Annotated in this window: 15 protein-coding genes; 9 read left to right on the plus strand and 6 right to left on the minus strand. The window is 68.4% G+C overall.

Features of this window, described 5'->3' with window-relative positions; genetic code table 11:
• Positions 1-13: 13 nt before the first annotated feature.
• Genes CFB34_RS06255 through CFB34_RS39010 form a run of 6 tightly spaced genes read left to right on the plus strand, consistent with a single transcriptional unit; the run spans position 14 to position 4,709 of the window.
• Positions 14-1,216, plus strand: a complete 1,203-nt coding sequence (locus CFB34_RS06255; protein WP_089441673.1) for an MFS transporter — start codon at positions 14-16, stop codon at positions 1,214-1,216.
• 2 nt (positions 1,217-1,218) lie between these two features.
• Positions 1,219-2,034, plus strand: coding sequence for a cyclase family protein (locus tag CFB34_RS06260; protein ID WP_089441674.1), 816 nt, complete (start codon positions 1,219-1,221; stop codon positions 2,032-2,034).
• Complete coding sequence (locus CFB34_RS06265; protein ID WP_089441675.1) at positions 2,031-2,627, plus strand: cupin domain-containing protein; 597 nt, start codon at positions 2,031-2,033, stop codon at positions 2,625-2,627. The genes CFB34_RS06260 and CFB34_RS06265 overlap by 4 nt, the downstream gene beginning before the upstream one ends.
• On the plus strand, positions 2,624-3,631 hold the full coding sequence (locus CFB34_RS06270; RefSeq protein ID WP_089441676.1) for a fumarylacetoacetate hydrolase family protein: 1,008 nt from the start codon (positions 2,624-2,626) through the stop codon (positions 3,629-3,631). The genes CFB34_RS06265 and CFB34_RS06270 overlap by 4 nt, the downstream gene beginning before the upstream one ends.
• Positions 3,628-4,578 carry an NAD-dependent epimerase/dehydratase family protein gene (locus CFB34_RS06275; RefSeq protein WP_089441677.1) on the plus strand — a complete coding sequence of 317 codons (951 nt, stop codon included), beginning with the start codon at positions 3,628-3,630 and terminating at the stop codon, positions 4,576-4,578. Before CFB34_RS06270 ends, CFB34_RS06275 begins: the two co-directional genes overlap by 4 nt.
• Positions 4,575-4,709, plus strand: a complete 135-nt coding sequence (locus tag CFB34_RS39010; RefSeq protein ID WP_256979880.1) for a hypothetical protein — start codon at positions 4,575-4,577, stop codon at positions 4,707-4,709. The genes CFB34_RS06275 and CFB34_RS39010 overlap by 4 nt, the downstream gene beginning before the upstream one ends.
• 96 nt (positions 4,710-4,805) lie before the next feature.
• Here the strand turns inward: CFB34_RS39010 and CFB34_RS06280 are convergent, their stop codons facing one another.
• From CFB34_RS06280 to CFB34_RS06290, 3 genes are all read right to left on the minus strand, one after another.
• Positions 4,806-5,024, minus strand: a complete 219-nt coding sequence (locus tag CFB34_RS06280) for a hypothetical protein (protein ID WP_011354057.1) — start codon at positions 5,022-5,024, stop codon at positions 4,806-4,808.
• Positions 5,025-5,252: 228 nt separating this feature from the next.
• Positions 5,253-5,903, minus strand: coding sequence for an NAD(P)H-dependent oxidoreductase (locus tag CFB34_RS06285; RefSeq protein ID WP_089433181.1), 651 nt, complete (start codon positions 5,901-5,903; stop codon positions 5,253-5,255).
• A 325-nt stretch (positions 5,904-6,228) separates the two neighbouring features.
• Complete coding sequence (locus tag CFB34_RS06290; protein WP_089441678.1) at positions 6,229-6,534, minus strand: NIPSNAP family protein; 306 nt, start codon at positions 6,532-6,534, stop codon at positions 6,229-6,231.
• 279 nt (positions 6,535-6,813) lie between these two features.
• Here CFB34_RS06290 and CFB34_RS06295 point away from each other — a divergent pair, with 279 nt between their 5' ends.
• The 3 genes from CFB34_RS06295 (at position 6,814) to CFB34_RS06305 (ending at position 10,785) form a co-directional block, all read left to right on the plus strand.
• Entirely contained in the window at positions 6,814-7,602 is a 789-nt protein-coding gene (locus CFB34_RS06295) for a GNAT family N-acetyltransferase (RefSeq protein WP_089441679.1), read from the plus strand.
• Between the two features lie 359 nt (positions 7,603-7,961).
• A complete protein-coding gene (gene kdpB, locus CFB34_RS06300; RefSeq protein ID WP_089441794.1) occupies positions 7,962-10,046 on the plus strand; it encodes a potassium-transporting ATPase subunit KdpB in 2,085 nt (694 codons plus the stop codon).
• 40 nt (positions 10,047-10,086) lie between these two features.
• Positions 10,087-10,785: a response regulator gene (locus CFB34_RS06305; RefSeq protein WP_089441680.1), complete on the plus strand. Its 699-nt coding sequence runs from the start codon at positions 10,087-10,089 to the stop codon at positions 10,783-10,785.
• 8 nt (positions 10,786-10,793) lie between these two features.
• Here the strand turns inward: CFB34_RS06305 and CFB34_RS06310 are convergent, their stop codons facing one another.
• The 3 genes from CFB34_RS06310 to CFB34_RS06320 form a co-directional block, all read right to left on the minus strand.
• Positions 10,794-11,447 carry a lytic transglycosylase domain-containing protein gene (locus CFB34_RS06310; protein ID WP_089441681.1) on the minus strand — a complete coding sequence of 218 codons (654 nt, stop codon included), beginning with the start codon at positions 11,445-11,447 and terminating at the stop codon, positions 10,794-10,796.
• Positions 11,448-11,576: 129 nt separating this feature from the next.
• A complete protein-coding gene (locus tag CFB34_RS06315; RefSeq protein ID WP_089441682.1) occupies positions 11,577-12,920 on the minus strand; it encodes a DUF3999 domain-containing protein in 1,344 nt (447 codons plus the stop codon).
• Positions 12,917-16,330: a DUF2339 domain-containing protein gene (locus CFB34_RS06320; RefSeq protein ID WP_089441683.1), complete on the minus strand. Its 3,414-nt coding sequence runs from the start codon at positions 16,328-16,330 to the stop codon at positions 12,917-12,919. The genes CFB34_RS06315 and CFB34_RS06320 overlap by 4 nt, the downstream gene beginning before the upstream one ends.
• Between the last annotated feature and the right edge of the window lie 460 nt (positions 16,331-16,790).

Genomic DNA, 16,790 nt, shown 5'->3' on the forward strand with positions numbered 1-16,790 from the left:
AAGCGGAGGCACGATGGAGACGAACCTTTCCCCCACGACGCCGGCAAGTGCCGACCTGTCGATATCGACCGACACGACGCGGCTTGGCGCGTTCGGCACCGTTGCGTTGATGCTCGCGCATTGCGCCGGCATGGTCGATCTGGTGGCCTTGCCGGTTTGGGTCGGCACGTTGATCGGTGCGTATCGGCTCGATCCCCAGAAGGCGGGCCTGCTTGCCACGCTGTTTCTGGCGGGTGCCGTACTGAGCAGCGTCTTTTTCTCGCCGCGCTTGAATCGCCTGCCGGCGCGCGCGATGTCGACCGTCGGCTTCGGCATCGCGGCGGGTGCGTTCGTCGGCATCACGTCCGTGCCGGTTGATCGCTATCTGACGTTGGCGACTCTGCATGCCGTCGCGGGCGTCGCTGTCGGATGCGGCCTGAGCTTCACGCACGGCACGGTTGGACGAAGCCGCAATCCGCATCGCCTGTTCGCGATCTCCGGCCTCGCGCTCGGCATCTTCGCGATCGCGTTTCTCGGCACCGTGCCGGGACTGATAGCAACGCATGGCGGCCCGATGCTGTTTCACGTTTTTGCGAGCGTGATGGGCGTTGCCGCGATCGCATGCGCGCTCGCGTTTCCGTCGCTTAAAGCGCGCGGCAGCGCGGCAACCAGCGACGAGCCTCGCTTCGAGCGTGTCGTCTGGTTCGGCATGGCAGGCGTCGGCTGCATGGCGCTGACGCAGTCGATGCTGTTCAGTTTTGTCCAGCGTATCGGCCTCGATCGCGGATTCGGTTTGAGTGCCGTGATCGCGACGCTGATCGCGCTCGGCTTCGTCAACCTGTTTCCCGCTCCCGTCGCGGGACTGCTCGAAACGCGCGTGCCGGGCCGCAAGGTCGTGCAGGCGGGCCCCGTTGTGCAGGCCGCGCTGGCGCTGGTCATCACGCAAAGCGCGGCGTTCGTGCCGTACGCGGCGGCCACCTCGGTCTTTGCTGCCGTGATGATCTTCACCCACACCTTCGCGTTCGGCATGCTGGCGCGCATCGACCGCACCGGCCGCGCCGTTGCCGCGACGCCGGCGATGCTGATGACGGGCGCCGCCATTGGCCCGGTGCTCGGCGGCACGCTCGTCAAGCAGTCCGGCTACGGCAGCCTCGGGTTCGCGGCAGTGCTGATCGCCGCCGCTGCGGCAGTCTGCTTCTCGCGGCTCGATCGCCGTTCCCCATCCCAAGGAGTCTGAACATGAGACCCGTTCGACGGTTCGTCGATCTCTCCATCTATCTCGAGAACGACGTTCTCTCCGATCCGCCGCCGCTCGCGCCGAGGATCAGCTATCAGAAGCACGGCGACACGCTGCCCGAATTCATGGCGATGCTGCCGGGTACAAAACCCGAGGACTATCCCGACGGTGAAGCTGCCGCTGCGGAGTGGGTCACGTTGACGACCCACAGTGGCACGCATCTCGACGCGCCCTGGCATTTCCACTCGACGATGGATGCGAGCCTGGGTGAGGCCCGACCGTCCATCACGATCGATCAGGTGCCGCTGGAATGGTGCTTCCAGCCGGGCGTGAAGCTCGATTTCCGGCACTTTCCGGACGGCTACGTCGCGACAGCGGCCGATGTCGAAGCCGAACTCGCGCGCATCGGCCATGAACTGCAGCCGCTCGATATCGTCGTCGTGAACACGCGGGCCGGATCGCGCTACGGGCACGACGACTACGTCAATGCGGGCTGCGGCATGGGCTACGAAGCGACCATGTACCTGTTGGAGCGTGGCGTGCGCTTGACCGGCACCGATGCATGGAGCTGGGATGCCCCGTTCTCCTACACCGCGAAAAAGATCGCGGAAACGGGCGATACGTCGCTGATTTGGGAAGGGCACAAGGCGGGGCGCGATATCGGCTATTGCCATCTGGAGAAACTGCACAACCTCACGGCCTTGCCGCCGACCGGCTTCACGATCAGTTGCTTCCCGCACAAGATTCGCGGTGCGTCGGCAGGGTGGACGCGCGCCGTCGCGATTTTCGACGACACCGACGTGGAGGCAGCAGCATGAGCTTTCCAGCGATTCGTCGCGTGGTGACCAGTCACGATGCCGACGGTCGGGCAGTCGTCGCATCCGACGGTCCTCTGCCGACCGTGGTGGAAATCGCCGCGATTCCCGGCACCGTATTCCACGAAGTGTGGAGCACATCGTCGAGCCCCGCCATGGTCGACAATGGCGCCGATCCCACGATCGGCGCGCTCATGCTACCGCCGCCAAAACAGGGCACCCGTATGCGCTTCGTCGACATTCCACCCGACACGCCGGAATTTCTCGCGCACGGTGCGGTGAAAATGCACGATGCGTTCAGCCAGATCGGCGACGCAGCAGCGTCGACGGTGAAGGCCGGCTCGCCGCATCCGCTGATGCATCGCACCGAGTCGATCGACTATGGCGTGGTGATCGAAGGCGAAATGACCCTGATCCTCGACGATGCCGAGGTCGCACTGGCGCCGGGCAGCGTGGTGATTCAGCGGGGGACCAACCATGCTTGGGCGAATCGCTCGGGCCGTCCATGCCGAATGCTGTTCGTTCTGATCGACGGTGCCTACGATCCGGCGATTGCCGCCGTGCTCGACACGCCCGCATACGGAGGCGCACGATGAAATTCGCCACCTTGCCCGACGGTGGCGCCGATGGGCGCTTGCTGCTCGTGTCGCGCGACCTGCGCCATGCCGTCGAAGCTGCACCGATCGCAACGACACTGGCTGAGGTGCTCGATCGTTGGGACGTGCTCGCGCCCGGCTTGCAGGCGCGTTACGACGCGTTGAACGCCGGCAGCGTGCCCGAGGCGCGCCCGTTCCATCCGGCCACATGCGCTGCGCCCCTGCCGCGCAGTCCACAGTGGTGCGACGGCTCGGCGTTTCTGAATCACGGCCGCCTGATGGAGCAGGCGTTCAATACTCCGCCGATTCCCGAGTTCGATACGGTGCCCGTCATGTACCAGGGCGCCAGCGACGACTTCCTCGGTCCGGCCAGCGACGTGCCCTTGCCTGACGAGGCCGACTGCATCGACTTCGAAGGCGAATTCGGTGTGGTGGTGGGGCACGTGCCGATGGGCGTATCGGCCGCCGGTGCGCTGCGCTGCATCCGGCTGATCGTACAGCTCAACGACTGGAGCCTGCGGGCGTTCGGCCCGCGCGAAATGAAGACGGGCTTTGGTTTCCTGCAGGCCAAGCCCTCTACGAGCTTTGCACCGGTTGCCGTCACACCCGACGAACTCGGCGAGCACTGGCGCGACGGCCGCGTGCATCTGAGCCTGCACGTCGAATGGAACGACCGGTGGTTCGGTCATCCGCATGGACGCGAGATGAACTTCGGCTTCGGTGAACTCGTCGCGCATGCGGCCCGTACGCGCCGCCTGTCGGCGGGGACGATCGTCGGGTCCGGCACGGTGTCGAATGCCGATCGCAACGCGGGCTCGGCGTGCGTCGCCGAGCGCCGCGTGATCGAAATGATCGACGAAGGGGCCGCGCGCACGCGGTTCATGCGCTTTGGCGACCGGGTCAGGATGACGGCGCGCGATGACGCCGGCAACGCACCGTTCGGCACGATCGATCAACGGGTTGTGCGCGCGCCGCGCGCCGACGACGAGGAGGCTCGGCCATGAGAGTGCTGGTGACCGGGGCGGGCGGATTTGTCGGAACGGCGTTGGTCGAACGGCTGCTGCGCGACGGTATCGCGGAGCCCGGCGATGTGTCGGAACTGTTGTTGGTCGACCGGCAAGCGGAGTGGCCGTACGACGATGCGCGAATCACGGCACGGGTCGGCGATTTCAGCAGCCCGGAGATTCTCGAGCCGCAGTTGTCGAAACCTGTCGACGTCGTCTTTCATCTGGCGAGCATGCCCGGCTCGCAGGCGGAAGCCGAACCGGCCGAGGGTGACCGGGTGAATCTGTCGGGGATGCTGGCGCTGTTCGAGCGCCTGGCGAAGCAAGCGACGGAGCAGGGGCGTGCGGCGCGCGTCGTCTATGCCAGCAGCGTTGCCGTGTTGGGCGAGTCGTTACCCCCGTCCGTGGACGAGCACACCCTGCCGCGCCCGACGATGAGCTACGGCGTGCACAAGCTGGTTGGCGAGCTGATCCTTGCCGACTGGACGCGACGCGGCAAGCTGGATGGCCGTGCGTTGCGTCTGCCGGGCATCGTGGCTCGTCCGGCGCTTGCTGCGGGACATGGGTCCGCGTTCATGAGCCAGATCTTCCGCGCGGCGCAGAGCGGCCAGTCATATACATGTCCCGTTTCGCCCTCGGCCACCGTGTGGTGGATGTCCCGCAGATGCTGCGTCGACAACCTGCTGCACGCCGGACGCATGTCCGCAGAGGGGTTGCACGTCGGCCGAGTCTGGACGCCCCCAGTGCTGCATCTGTCGGTTCAAGAGATCGTCGATGCGTTGGTCCGGCGATTCGGCTCGTTCGACATCGACTACGCGCCGGTGGAGCGGATCGAGCGGCTATTCGGACGACAACCGCTGCTGACTGACCGCCGTGCCGTCGAGGCGGGATTTCGGCACGACGGCACGATCGACGCGCTCGTCACCCATGCGCTCGAGCGCACGTGAATTCCGGCACGAATCTCGTGATCGTGATCCGTTCAGTTTCAGCCGTCGCAGCCTCCGGCGCGGACACCTGGCCGCCGGACAGCGTGCGCGGCCTGAAAGGGGCGGCGGAATTTGTTCGTGTGAAAAAATGAAGCGGGCAATCATGGCGGAATGATCTGCAAGCCATTGATTTCATTCATGGTATGCCGCTCGTCTTCATCGACGAACGATAGCCGGCCAGGCGTGCGTCACGCGTTCGTGTCGACCCAGAGGCGGCCCCAGCGGGACGCGTAGGCCAGCGCGTGCTCTTCCTCGAAGAAGAAATCGATCGCGTCGAACGACACGGCGCGCGGCGACGGGCCGCCGCTCGCTTTCTCGATCGTCAGGTTGGCGGCGAACAGCCCGTTCGGCAACCGGGCGGCAGCGGGGGCGACTTCGTAGCCCTTGTAGCGGATCGTACGGTTCATGGCGTGCGCGGAGAAAGTTCGGAGGTTCAGCGTACGAAAACCCGCCCGCGGCGTGAACCAATCTTTCGGCCAATGCAAATCACGCAGCGGGCCGAATTCTTATCGGTGCGGGGAAAGGGCGGCAGGGAGCGGCGTCGACGGACACGGCGCGTGGCCGCGCGTCCGAATGCACGCCGCCCGCGCCGGCGAATGGAATCGTCCGGGCGCGGGCGGCGGAAGGCGGGAAAATTACTGGTTGGCGATCTTCAGCACGGGTGCGAGCGCATCGACCGATGCCGCATGCGAGGCCGCGCGATGCGAGGCGAACGCGAGCGCGAACTCGGCCGCCTGCGTGCCGACCGTCTCGAGCTGCGCGACGACCTTCGGATCCGAGCAGCTTTCGGCGCTGTCGAAGCGCGTTTCGAGCGTGTTCACGGTGGCGCCGAACGGCGTCGGCCAGCCGCGCAGCGCGTGCACGATCGAACGCAGCGACGTCAGCACGGTGCCGGCCGCCTGCCAGCCGTAGGCCGTGACGATCAGGCCGACCGCACGACCGTCGAGATACGGGCGATCGTCGGCGCGCAGCTCCTCGAGCGTGTCGAGTGCGTTCTTCACGAGGCCGGAGACGCCGCCGTGATAGCCGGGCGTCGCAATGATGATCGCGTCGGCCTGGCGCACGGCGTCGATCAGTTCGCGCTGCGCGTCGGTCAGCGTTTTGTGTTCGGGCGCGTAGTGCGGCAGCGTATGCAGGAACGGGCCGTCGAACAGCCGCGTGCGTGCGCCGGCCGCTTGCGCGCCGCGCAACGCGAACGACAGCGCGCGTTCGGTCGACGACGCTGCGCGGGTGGTACCGCCAATGCCGACGACGAACGGGCGGCGGTGTTGATCGAATGCAGTCAAGGGGCGCTCCTTGGGGATGGCTTGCCCGGCTAAGCACAGGCTTAAAACCAGATGGTAACGACCCCGCCGCCACTCTGAAAACGACTTTTCGTTCTATCGATATGCCGCGCGGCAGGGGCAATCGTGTGCGAGGCCGCCCAGATCGATAGCAGAAATGCTTGGTTGGGACGGCGCGCCGTGGTCGATAAGATGGGCCTGTCTCCTCCATGATGTCTCTACTGACATGGGTTGGCCCCGCCGCGCGGATGCAGGCGGGGCTTTTTTTCGTCCCGGTCAGGAAAAAGGGGCGCGATGCGTCGGGCCGTTGCCCGTCGCCCATTACCTATTACTCGAACACCGGCCGGAAGAAGCTGCGCTCGTAGCTGACGATGCAGCGTGTTTCCTCCGCGTAGCGGAACGCGGCCTGGCAGGCCGGGTCGGCCATCGAGCGTTCGCGGTAACGCTCGTATTCGGCGAGGCTCGGGAACGAGAACATCGCGAGCGCGATGTTGTTCGCCCCTTCGGACGGCAGGAAGTAGCCGTGATGCGTGCCGCCGAATTTTTCGACGAGCGGGATCCACATCTTGCCGTAGGTTTCGAACTGGTCGAGCTTGTACGGATCGATGACGTAGCGAAGGTAGCAGGTGATCATGAGCGCGCTCGGGGAGGGATGGAACCCGCGAGTCTGGAAGGCGTCGCTGCATGTGTCAACGGCACATGCCAACGCGTGATCCGGCCACGGGATGCATTGCTTGCGCAAACAACGATCGGCGTTCCGTCATGCGTTCGCAACGACGCGCGCAGAGCCACGGCGCGCACTGTCGCAACCCTCTCTCCCGCACGCATTTCCCCAAACTTTTACGACATTTTTTCTTGCGAGGGCGGCTGGCGCGCTCATAGACTTCGGGCATCCCAACCACGGAGCAAGGCAATGTCGATACCCTGGAACGCGATCGCCGAACACACCCCCGCCGCGCCGCCTTCCGTGTGCGCCGATCGGGTGATCGTGCGGCGTTTCGATCCGGCCTTCGACAGTTATGCCCAACTCACGCCGATGCTGCATCGCGCGTTCGCGCGGCTCGGCGCGATGGGACTCAACTGCACGTGCGTCGACCAGAGCGAGGATGTCACGCGCCGCCGCGCGGAAGCGGGCGAGTGCTACGTCGCCGTGTGCGGCGGGCGCGTGATCGGCACGGCCACGCTGTATGCGACCGATCCTTCGTCGGCGTGCTCGCTGTACCGGCGAGAAGGCGTCGCGAGCGTGCGACAGGTGGCGGTGGACCCCGATTGCCAGAGCCACGGGATCGGCGCGTTGCTGCTGTCGTTCGCCGAACAGTGGGCCGCGCTGCGCGGCTATACGCTGCTCGCACTCGATACGCCGCATCCCGCTTCGCACCTGCTTGCGTTCTACGGCGCACAGGGTTTCGAGGTCGTCGACGTGATGCGCTTCGACGGCAAGCGCTACGACAGCGCGATCCTCTGCAAGCGGCCCGTCGCGCACCTCGCGCGCCGCGTGTCGCCGGCGTCGCGCATGGCCGCGCGCGTGGCGGCCGTGCGGCGTCTTGCGTATGCGTTGCCGTCGCGCATGGTTGCCGTGGCCCGGCGCGGCCAGCACGTGCGCCGTGGCGCAGGCTGGGCGGCACGACGCGCGGCCGGTGCCGCGAGTTGTCGCTCGTCGCCGTGGCGCCCGCGTCAGCACGGGCGCTACACGTTCGGCTGAACGCCGCGCCCCGGTTCGATTTCCTGCTTTGCCGCGTAAGCGTCGGATGAGCGGAGTGTGGCGCTCCCGCTCGTGTACGGCCCTCGAGACACCCCCGCCGCGCCGCGGCGAAACGGACGTTTACGCGCTTTTTATACCCTGACGCGATCCTTTGCCGCGATCTTCACGCGAACCTTCATAAGATGGTTGCGTGGAAACGGAAGCCGTACGCGACAACCCGCGTCGGTAGCCGGCTCGCCTGACCGATGCCGGCTGCCGATGCGCGGGCGCGCCGGCAAAAGGAAACCGCCATGTCTCTCTCGCCCATGACAGGCCCGCGCCCCGCGCAGCCGGGCCATCCGCGCACGGCCGTACGCTCGATGTTCGACCCCGCGCTCGTGCGCCCGGCGATCGCCGATTCGTTCCGCAAACTCACGCCGCGCACGCAGTTCCGCAACCCGGTGATGTTCTGCGTGTACGTCGGCAGCATCCTGACGACGATCCTGTGGATCGCCGCGCTGTTCGGCCAGGCCGAAGCCCCCGCCGGCTTCATCGTCGCGATCGCGCTGTGGCTGTGGTTCACCGTGCTGTTCGCGAACTTCGCCGAAGCGCTTGCCGAAGGACGCTCGAAAGCGCAGGCCGCGTCGCTGCGCAGTGCGAAACACAACGTGGTCGCGAAAAAGCTCGCGGCGCCGCGTGCGAAGTCGGTCGTCGAAGTGATGGCGTCGACCGACCTGCGCAAGGGCGACGTCGTGCTCGTCGAAACCGGCGACACGATCCCGGCCGACGGCGACGTGATCGAAGGCGTCGCGTCGGTCGACGAATCGGCGATTACGGGCGAATCCGCGCCGGTGATCCGCGAGGCGGGCGGCGACTTCTCGTCGGTGACGGGCGGCACGCGCGTGCTGTCCGACTGGATCGTCGTGCGCGTGGCCGTCAATCCGGGCGAGGCGTTCCTCGACCGGATGATCGCGATGGTCGAAGGCGCGAAGCGCAAGAAGACGCCGAACGAGATCGCGCTGACGATCCTGCTCGTCGCGTTGACGATCGTGATGCTGCTCGCCACCGCCACGTTGCTGCCGTTCTCGACGTTCGCGGTCGAAGCGATGAAGGCCGGCCATGTCGTGACGATCACCGCGCTGGTGGCGCTGCTCGTGTGCCTGATCCCGACGACGATCGGCGGCCTGTTGTCCGCGATCGGCGTGGCCGGGATGAGCCGGATGATGCAGGCCAACGTGATCGCAACGTCGGGCCGCGCGGTGGAAGCCGCCGGCGACGTCGACGTGCTGCTGCTCGACAAGACCGGCACGATCACGCTCGGCAACCGCCAGGCGTCGGCGTTCGTACCCGCGCCGTTCGTGACCGAGGAAGCGCTGGCCGATGCCGCGCAACTGTCGTCGCTCGCCGACGAAACGCCGGAAGGCCGCAGCATCGTCGTGCTCGCGAAGCAGCGTTTCAACCTGCGCGAGCGCGACATGCAGGCGCTGCATCCGGTGTTCCTGTCGTTCAGCGCGCAGACACGGATGAGCGGCGTCGACCTGTTCCCCACGGGGACGTCCTCCGGGGCGCCGGGGCGCGAGATCCGCAAAGGCGCGGCGGACGCGATCAAGCATTACGTCGAGTCCCACGGCGGTCATGTCACGCGCGAAGTCGACGCGGTCGTGACCGACATCGCGCGTCGCGGCAGCACGCCGCTCGCGGTGGCGGAGCGCGTCGACGGCCTTGTCCGCGTGCTCGGCGTGATCGAGCTGAAGGACATCGTTAAGGGCGGCATCAAGGAGCGCTTCGCCGAACTGCGCAAGATGGGCATCAAGACCGTGATGGTGACGGGCGACAACCGGCTGACGGCCGCGGCGATCGCGGCGGAAGCGGGCGTCGACGATTTCCTCGCGGAAGCGACGCCGGAAACCAAGCTTGCGACGATCCGCGAGCATCAGGCGGCGGGCCGTCTGGTTGCAATGACGGGCGACGGTACCAACGACGCGCCGGCGCTCGCGCAGGCCGACGTCGCCGTGGCGATGAACACCGGCACGCAGGCGGCGAAGGAAGCAGGCAACATGGTCGACCTCGACTCGAACCCGACGAAGCTGATCGAGATCGTCGAGATCGGCAAGCAGATGCTGATGACGCGCGGTTCGCTGACGACGTTCTCGATCGCGAACGACGTCGCGAAGTATTTCGCGATCATCCCGGCCGCGTTCGCGACGACGTATCCGCAACTGCGCGTGTTCGACGTGATGCACCTCGCGTCGCCCGCGTCGGCGATCCTGTCGGCGGTGATCTTCAACGCGCTGATCATCGTCGCGCTGATCCCGCTTGCGCTGAAGGGCGTGCGCTATCGCCCGCTCGGCGCCGCGCCGCTGCTGCGCCGGAACCTGCTGCTGTATGGCCTCGGCGGCGTACTGTTGCCGTTCCCGTTCATCAAGCTGATCGACATGGTGCTGGTGGCATGCGGATGGGCCTGAGCGTGGGCGCGCATCACGCAACGGACGAAGGCGCTGCCGGATGAGCGAACCGGGCATCGTCATCGTGATCGTCGACGAAGACAGGTTCATCCGGCGTTTCGTCCGTGTCGCGCTGAAGGCCGAACACATGCATGTCTTCGAGGCCGCGACCGGTGCGGCGGGCGTCGCGGCCGTCGGCGCACGACGTCCCGACCTGATCGTCGCGGACACGAACCTGCGCGATCTCGGCGGCACCGACCTGATCCGTGCACTGCGCGCGTGCTCGGCCGCACCGCTGATCGTGCTGTCGGCGCTGAGCGCGGAACGCGACAAGGTGGCCGCGCTCGATGCGGGCGCGGACGATTACGTGACCAAGCCGTTCGGCGCCGCCGAGCTGATCGCGCGGATGCGTGCGCACCTGCGGCGGCAAGCGGGCGGCGGGCGCATCGATGCGGTGTGCGTGCGCTTCGGCGACGTGACCGTCGATCTCGGCGATCGCCAGGTGCTGCGCGGCGGGGCGCGCGTGCATCTGAGCCCGATCGAATTCCGGCTGCTGGCCGCACTCGCGCATCACGCGGGCCGGCTACTGACGCACGACCACTTGCTGAGCGAGGTGTGGGGCGCGGCGCACGGCAAGGATGCGCACGACCTGCGCGTGTATGTCGGCCATCTGCGGCGCAAGCTGGAATGCGACCCGCGGCGGCCCGCGTACATCGTCACGGAGACGGGCGCCGGCTACCGGCTCGACGGTGCGCGGTAGCGCCGCGCTCAGGGGTTCGCGGCCGTCCGCAGCGCGTCGCTCGCCGCGCCGTTCGAACGGCGCAGCTGCGCATCGAATTGCTGCACGCGCAGCGCGACCCGCTGCGCATAGCGCTTCGTGCCGCCGTTGTAGCGCACGAGCGCGGTTTCGACGTCGCCGTCCGCATCGTCGAGATAGCCGCGGAAGATCGCCGCGCCGATCCGCACGTTGGTGGCCGGATCGGAGAGATCCTTCACATGCGCGACGAGATCGCGATGGGCGGTGGGCATCACCTGCATCAACCCGCGCGCGCCGGCGACACTGACCGCGTGGCGATCGAAGCCCGACTCGACCGCGATGATCGCGAGCAGCAGCGCCGGTGCGAGCCCATAGCGATCCGATTCGGTCTGCACCGCGCGCGCGATCGTGCGCGCGTCGGCGTATGCGACGTGAAAGCGGTTGCGCAGCGCGGTGACGATCGTGTCGAGCGTCGGGGGAAGCGAGGGTTCGGGCGTGCTGGCGGCGCTGATCGGCGCTGCGGGCGTGTCGTCGGCATGCGCGGGCCATGCGATCGACAGCGGCAGCACGATCGGGAAGAGCAGCAAAAGCCGCTTCAGCCGCAGGGCCGGGCGCACGCGCGTGCGCGGCGCCGGCCGGTCATACGATGGATAGGTTTCCTGCATGTCGTCGCATCGTGGTTCCGATGCGACGACTGTACGCAGTTATGCATTGCGACCGTCAAAAGAAACCGGCGCGCGAGATAAACGGCGCGTAAAGACGGGTGGACGGGTGGTGCGCATGGCTGCGCGGCGTCAACCGTTGCGGCCGTTCGTGTCGCCGCCGCCTCTCGCGAGGCGCCACGCAATCGTGCCGAGCACGCCGACCGCGATGACCAGCGCGCCCCACAGCACGTAGCGGCGCGGTGCGTCGGGATCGGCGGCCGGCGCCGGCGCGACCGCCGACACCGGCAGCGCCGCGCCGACCCGCGCGGGCCGCACTTCGGGCGCCATGCCCACCAGCAACGCGTCGCGGCTCACGGCCGACGACACGAGCGACGCGTCGCCGACGCCGAGCGTAAACGGCGGCGTGCCGCGCGCGACGAACGTCAGCGCGGCCGGATGCCAGCCGATCGCGACGGCCGGCTGGCCGCCGCCGAATCCGCCGTTGCGCATGTCGACGACGATCCGCCACGCGCGATCCGTATTCGCCGCGAATTCGAGCGGCGGATTGCGCTGTTCGCCGGCCTTGCCCTGCAACCGGAACAGCACGGCGCCCGCGACGTCGCGCCACGGCGCCTGCGCGTCGGCGCGGCTCTGCAGCGTCGCGCGCGCGACCGTGTTCGGCTGCGGCAGGTCGATGCGCACGCGGTCGACCGGATACGCGCCGTCGGTGTCGAACAGATACTCGCCAGGCGTGCCGCCGGTCCGCACGCGCACGGCGTCGCGCCATTGACGCGGCACCGATGCGGTGTCGGTCCCGCGTGCATCGCGCGGGTGCGTCTCGACGTCGATCGACGCGATCGCGGGCGCACCGTCGAGCCAGTCGAGCCGCAGGTAGCGCGGCGCCGCGCCTTCGAGTGCGATGCGTTCCTGCACCAGCATCGCGTCGCCGTGGCCCACTTTCAGCAGTTGCGTGCTGCCGAGCGACCGCCAGCTGCGCAGGTCGTCGCTGGCCTCGACGGCGACACGCCCCTGGTAGCTGTCGTCGCGCACGTGCACGAGCAGCGCGTCGATTTCGCCGTCCGCATGCGACAGGTCGACGAGATCCGCGCCGTGCTCCGCGCGCACCGGTGCGGCGACGCCCGCGCGCAGCGCGCCGTCGGGGCCGACCGTCACGCCGAGCGGCGCGTTGCCCTTGTCGGCGCGGGCGGGCGGCAGTGCAAACCAGTGCACGGGTGTGCGCTTCGGCGGGACGGCGGGCGCGGCCGCCGCGGGGGCATCGAGCGAATACGGCACCGGCTCGCCTGCGCCGTTGAAGATGCGCACGTCACCGAGGTCGTCGCGCCGGCTTGCCGCATAGACGGGCTGCGGCACGGTGAGCTGGTAATACGCGGCGGCGCCGTCGAGGTCGAGCGAGAAGCGCTGCGCGACGCGCCCGTCGGCCGCCGCGAACGATGCGAGCACGCTCAGTCCGAGCAGGGCGGCGAGTCGCTTCATGCGTGGTCGTCCTGTTGCGCGGCGGCCTTCGGCGGTAGCGGCGAGAAATACCCGATCAACAGCAGCAGCACGCCGATGCCGATGAACGACACGATGCGCTCGATGCCGGACACGTGCGACAGGTCGAACAGGAACAGCTTGACGACCGTGAGCGCGAGCAGCGCGGCGCCGACGAACCACAGCGGACGCAGCCCGCGGCGCGTGGCCCAGATCGTGATGGCGAGCGCGCAGAGCGTCCAGTACACGGACACCGACGCCTGCACCAGTGTCGATTCCGCCATCGCGCCGAGTTCGTACGGCACGCCGGCCCAGTGATGCAACGTGCGCAGGAGGATCGCGTTCAGCCACAGGAACGCGGTCGCGCCGGCCGCGCTCAGCAGCTCGACGCGATACTTGCCGAACGACCAGCCGAGCTTGCGGGCGCGCACGAACCACGACGCGGCGAGCGCATAGACCACCGCGAGCACGAGGTCGAGCGGGTTGAAGAGCGGCACGCGCGCCCAGCTTCCGCCGTCCTGCGTGAAGTTCGCGTAGAAGGTCCACACCCACATCACGACGATCAGCGGCAGCGACGCGAGCGCGCACATGCGAGCGATGCCGTCGCGACGCGTCAGCCACATCCCGGCGAACGCGAACAGGCTCCAGCCGACCACGAACACCTGCTGGATGCCGAACGACGACAGCACGGTGTCGATGTCGTAGGCCAGGTGGAAGCGCTGATGCAGCGTGCGCAGCATCAGTGCGTTGAACCACAGGAACACGGTCGCGATGGCCGCGTAGTCGACGACGCGCGGATGCCACGCGATACCGAGCGTCCGCAGGCGGCGCAGCCACACGGCGAACGCCACGAACACGAGGAACTGCGCGATGTCGAGCGGGTTGAGCAGCGGCAGCCAGAAGAGCGGCGCCGCGTTGCCGTCGCTGATCACGCTGGCGATGCTCCACAGCCACAGCAATGCCGCGAGCGGCGCCGCGCCCCACACCTGGTACGCGCGCGGAAACGCCGCGACGGGCCAGCGCAGCCGCGAGCCGGGGCCGGACACCAGCAGGAGCAGCGCACCGAGGCCATAGGCCCACGCGCTCCAGCTCCACGCGCCTTCGGGCACGTACGCACGCAGGCGCCAGAAGCCTTCGAGCGACAGCAGCCCGCACACGGTCCAGAACATCAGCGTATGCAGCGGTGCGATGATGCCTGCGGAGAGGGATGGCGCGACGCCGCGCGCCGAGCCGGGTGCGGCATCGACGCCTGCCGTGCCGCGCGACTGACGCCACAGCAGCGCAAGGCCTGCGCCGACGGCGAGGGGCCACGCAAATGCGCCCATCCCCGACAGCGGCGCTTCGTGCGCATCGAACGCACGCAGCGCGAGCAGCGCCAGCACCGGCGTCAGCGCGAGCGCCGGCCATTCGGCGAGCGGCCACGCCAGCCGGCGGCGCGCTACGTGCGCGAGCCACGCGGTGCCGGCCGCGAACAGTGCGGTCGTATCGACGACGAAGCGGTCGGCATGCAGGTCGACGTGACGGCTCGCGTAGACGAGGATCTCGTGCAGGCCGCCGCTCACCCACCACAGCAGCCCCCATGCGGCGGCCGCGGCGCCGATCTCGGGCATCCACGCATGCCACGCGCGCGCTTCGCTGCGCCCGTGCAGCCACCAGCCGGTGAACAGGCCCGCGAGCGCGATCAGCAGCATCGCGATGTAGGGGCTGTTGAGCACCGGCAGCGCGGTGGCGTCGGCCGGCCCGAGCAGGCTCGTGAAGAACGCGCCGGCCGCGGCAACCTGCATCAGCAGCCCGAAACCGAACCGCAGCATGCGCTTCTCGCGCACGCCGAGCCAGACGACGGCCGCGCCTTCGATCGCCCACGCGGCGCTGGTCGTCGGACCGGAGAACGCGAGCGGCACGGCCAGCGTCGCGAAGATCACCGCGAGCGCGAGCGTGGATTCGAACAGCAGCGCGAGGCGGTCGCGGCGCCGCGCGAGCCACGCGGCGACCACGACGTAGAACGCCGACAGCGCGACGGCGCTCCACGCGAGCCCGAACGGCATGTCCTTCACGAGCGACGCCTGCAGCGCGGTCGCGACGATCGGCGTGCCGAACACGAGCGTGCCGTCCACGTAGTGCCGCAGCGCGAGCTCGCGCTTCACCGCGTACAGCAGCGCGATGCCGACGTACATCAGGAAGAACAGGATGAGGAACGGCTCGGTGCTCGCGAACAGCGCGGGGCGGTAGGCCGTCACGCCCCATGCCGAGCCGATCGTGAACGTGAAGACGAAGCCGAGCAGGTTCAGCGGACGCCAGGCCTTGAACCAGGCGATCGCGAAGATGCCCGCGTTCAGCAGCGCGTAGTAGCTGAACAGCGCGACATGGTTGCCCTGGCCGGTCGACAGCAGCACCGGCGCGAGAAAGCCGCCCGCGGTGCCCATGAACGCGAGCGGCAGCGCGTTCTGCCGCACCGCGAGGAACGCGCTCAGCGCGCACACGGCCACCATCAGCGGGAACGCGGCGCCGACGGCCAGCAACGCGTAAAGCTTGGTCGCGGCGAAGATCGTCAGGTACAGGATGCCGACGCCGCCGCCCTGCAGCACGAGCCCGTACGCCGCACGACGCGCGCGCATGCGCCAGCCGATCGCGAGCAGCGCGGCCGCGGCCAGCGCGGTGCCGGCGAGGCGGAATTCGATCGGCAGCATGTTGTTGTCGGCCGCGTACTTGAGCAGGAACGCGACGCCGAAGAACAGCACGATGATCCCGACGCGCACGACCGTGTTGCCGCCGAGCAGCCAGTCGCGCGCGGCGCGCAATGCACGCTCGACGAGGTCGGGTTCGCGCGGTTTGGGCGGCGCGGGGGGCGCCGACGGTGCGGGCGCCGGGGCGGCAGGTGTTGCGCTCGCGCGGATCGCGGCGGCCGGTGTCGGTGCCGGCGTGGCGGCGCGCACGGGGCTGGGAGCCGGTGCCGAGGCGGACGCCGGTGCGTCCGCGCGTGCGGCGGCCGGCTGGGCAGGCACGCGCGGTGGCAGGGCGGCCGAAGGCGGGAAGGATGCGGATGGGGCTGCCGAGGCAGAGGCAGAGGCGGCCCCCGTGGACGTGTACGCGGTCGCGTCAGTCGCGGCCGAGCCGGCCTTCGCGCCGGCCAGCTGGCCGCGCAGTGATGCGACTTCGCGCGTCAGCGTCTCGACGGTCGCCTCGAGGCGCGCGACGCGCTCGGCCAGTGGCACCGGCGGCTGGGCGGGCGGTGCCTGCATCGCTGACGCGCCGGGGGCCGTGCCGTTGTTCTTGCGTTTGCGCTGTTGCAGCGTGTTGTCGAGGCAGAATCCGATCGCGGCGCCGAGCACTGCGCCGGTGATGGCGGAGAAATCCCCGATCAATGCGGCAATCCCGCCCACGATGAAGCCGATTGCGGTAAAAGCCCAGTTCATCTCGCCTTGCTCCCTCTCTCGTATCGTTATCGGCCTGCGATCGGATGTTTGCCCGTCGAGGCGGTGTCGGCATGGCCGGCAGGCGAACCGGCATGCGCTGCTGACCACGGTGGCCGCGTGGCGGCCTGCGTCGCGATCAGCGTATTGGCGGGGAATGTATCACAGCGGCTGTCGGGGATTTTCCGGGTTGGCGCGGTATCGCGGCGCGCACCGTCCGGTGTCGCCGCGCGGCTTTTTTGCACGGTCATGCTTTTTATTGGGGCAGACGATGCGCTTTCGTCTGAGCAGATCGACGCATGATCGGACGTGAAATTGTCGTAAAGCGACGCGTGCCCGATGCGAATTGGCGCAACGCGCGATGCGATCCGTGCTGCGCTGCTGCGCACAAGTCCGACGCGCGATGCCCGCCGTTGCTGGCCGTGCGCGTATTGCGCCGCCGCAATCGGGTGCCGCCGCGTGC

Origin of the sequence: Burkholderia sp. HI4860 (genome assembly GCF_002223045.2) — a bacterium.
Classification (GTDB): Bacteria; Pseudomonadota; Gammaproteobacteria; order Burkholderiales; family Burkholderiaceae; genus Burkholderia.

Bases quoted from the DNA above. Each gene is read 5' to 3' on its own strand.
- CFB34_RS06270 (WP_089441676.1), top strand. From the start codon at position 2,624: ATGAAATTCGCCACCTTGCCCGACGGTGGCGCCGATGGGCGCTTGCTG.
- CFB34_RS06295 (WP_089441679.1), top strand. From the start codon at position 6,814: ATGTCGATACCCTGGAACGCGATCGCCGAACACACCCCCGCCGCGCCG.
- CFB34_RS06275 (WP_089441677.1), top strand. From the start codon at position 3,628: ATGAGAGTGCTGGTGACCGGGGCGGGCGGATTTGTCGGAACGGCGTTG.
- CFB34_RS06265 (WP_089441675.1), top strand. From the start codon at position 2,031: ATGAGCTTTCCAGCGATTCGTCGCGTGGTGACCAGTCACGATGCCGAC.
- CFB34_RS06280 (WP_011354057.1), bottom strand. From the start codon at position 5,024: ATGAACCGTACGATCCGCTACAAGGGCTACGAAGTCGCCCCCGCTGCC.
- CFB34_RS06315 (WP_089441682.1), bottom strand. From the start codon at position 12,920: ATGAAGCGACTCGCCGCCCTGCTCGGACTGAGCGTGCTCGCATCGTTC.
- CFB34_RS06255 (WP_089441673.1), top strand. From the start codon at position 14: ATGGAGACGAACCTTTCCCCCACGACGCCGGCAAGTGCCGACCTGTCG.
- CFB34_RS06310 (WP_089441681.1), bottom strand. From the start codon at position 11,447: ATGCAGGAAACCTATCCATCGTATGACCGGCCGGCGCCGCGCACGCGC.
- CFB34_RS06290 (WP_089441678.1), bottom strand. From the start codon at position 6,534: ATGATCACCTGCTACCTTCGCTACGTCATCGATCCGTACAAGCTCGAC.
- CFB34_RS06305 (WP_089441680.1), top strand. From the start codon at position 10,087: ATGAGCGAACCGGGCATCGTCATCGTGATCGTCGACGAAGACAGGTTC.
- kdpB (WP_089441794.1), top strand. From the start codon at position 7,962: ATGTTCGACCCCGCGCTCGTGCGCCCGGCGATCGCCGATTCGTTCCGC.
- CFB34_RS06320 (WP_089441683.1), bottom strand. From the start codon at position 16,330: ATGAACTGGGCTTTTACCGCAATCGGCTTCATCGTGGGCGGGATTGCC.
- CFB34_RS06260 (WP_089441674.1), top strand. From the start codon at position 1,219: ATGAGACCCGTTCGACGGTTCGTCGATCTCTCCATCTATCTCGAGAAC.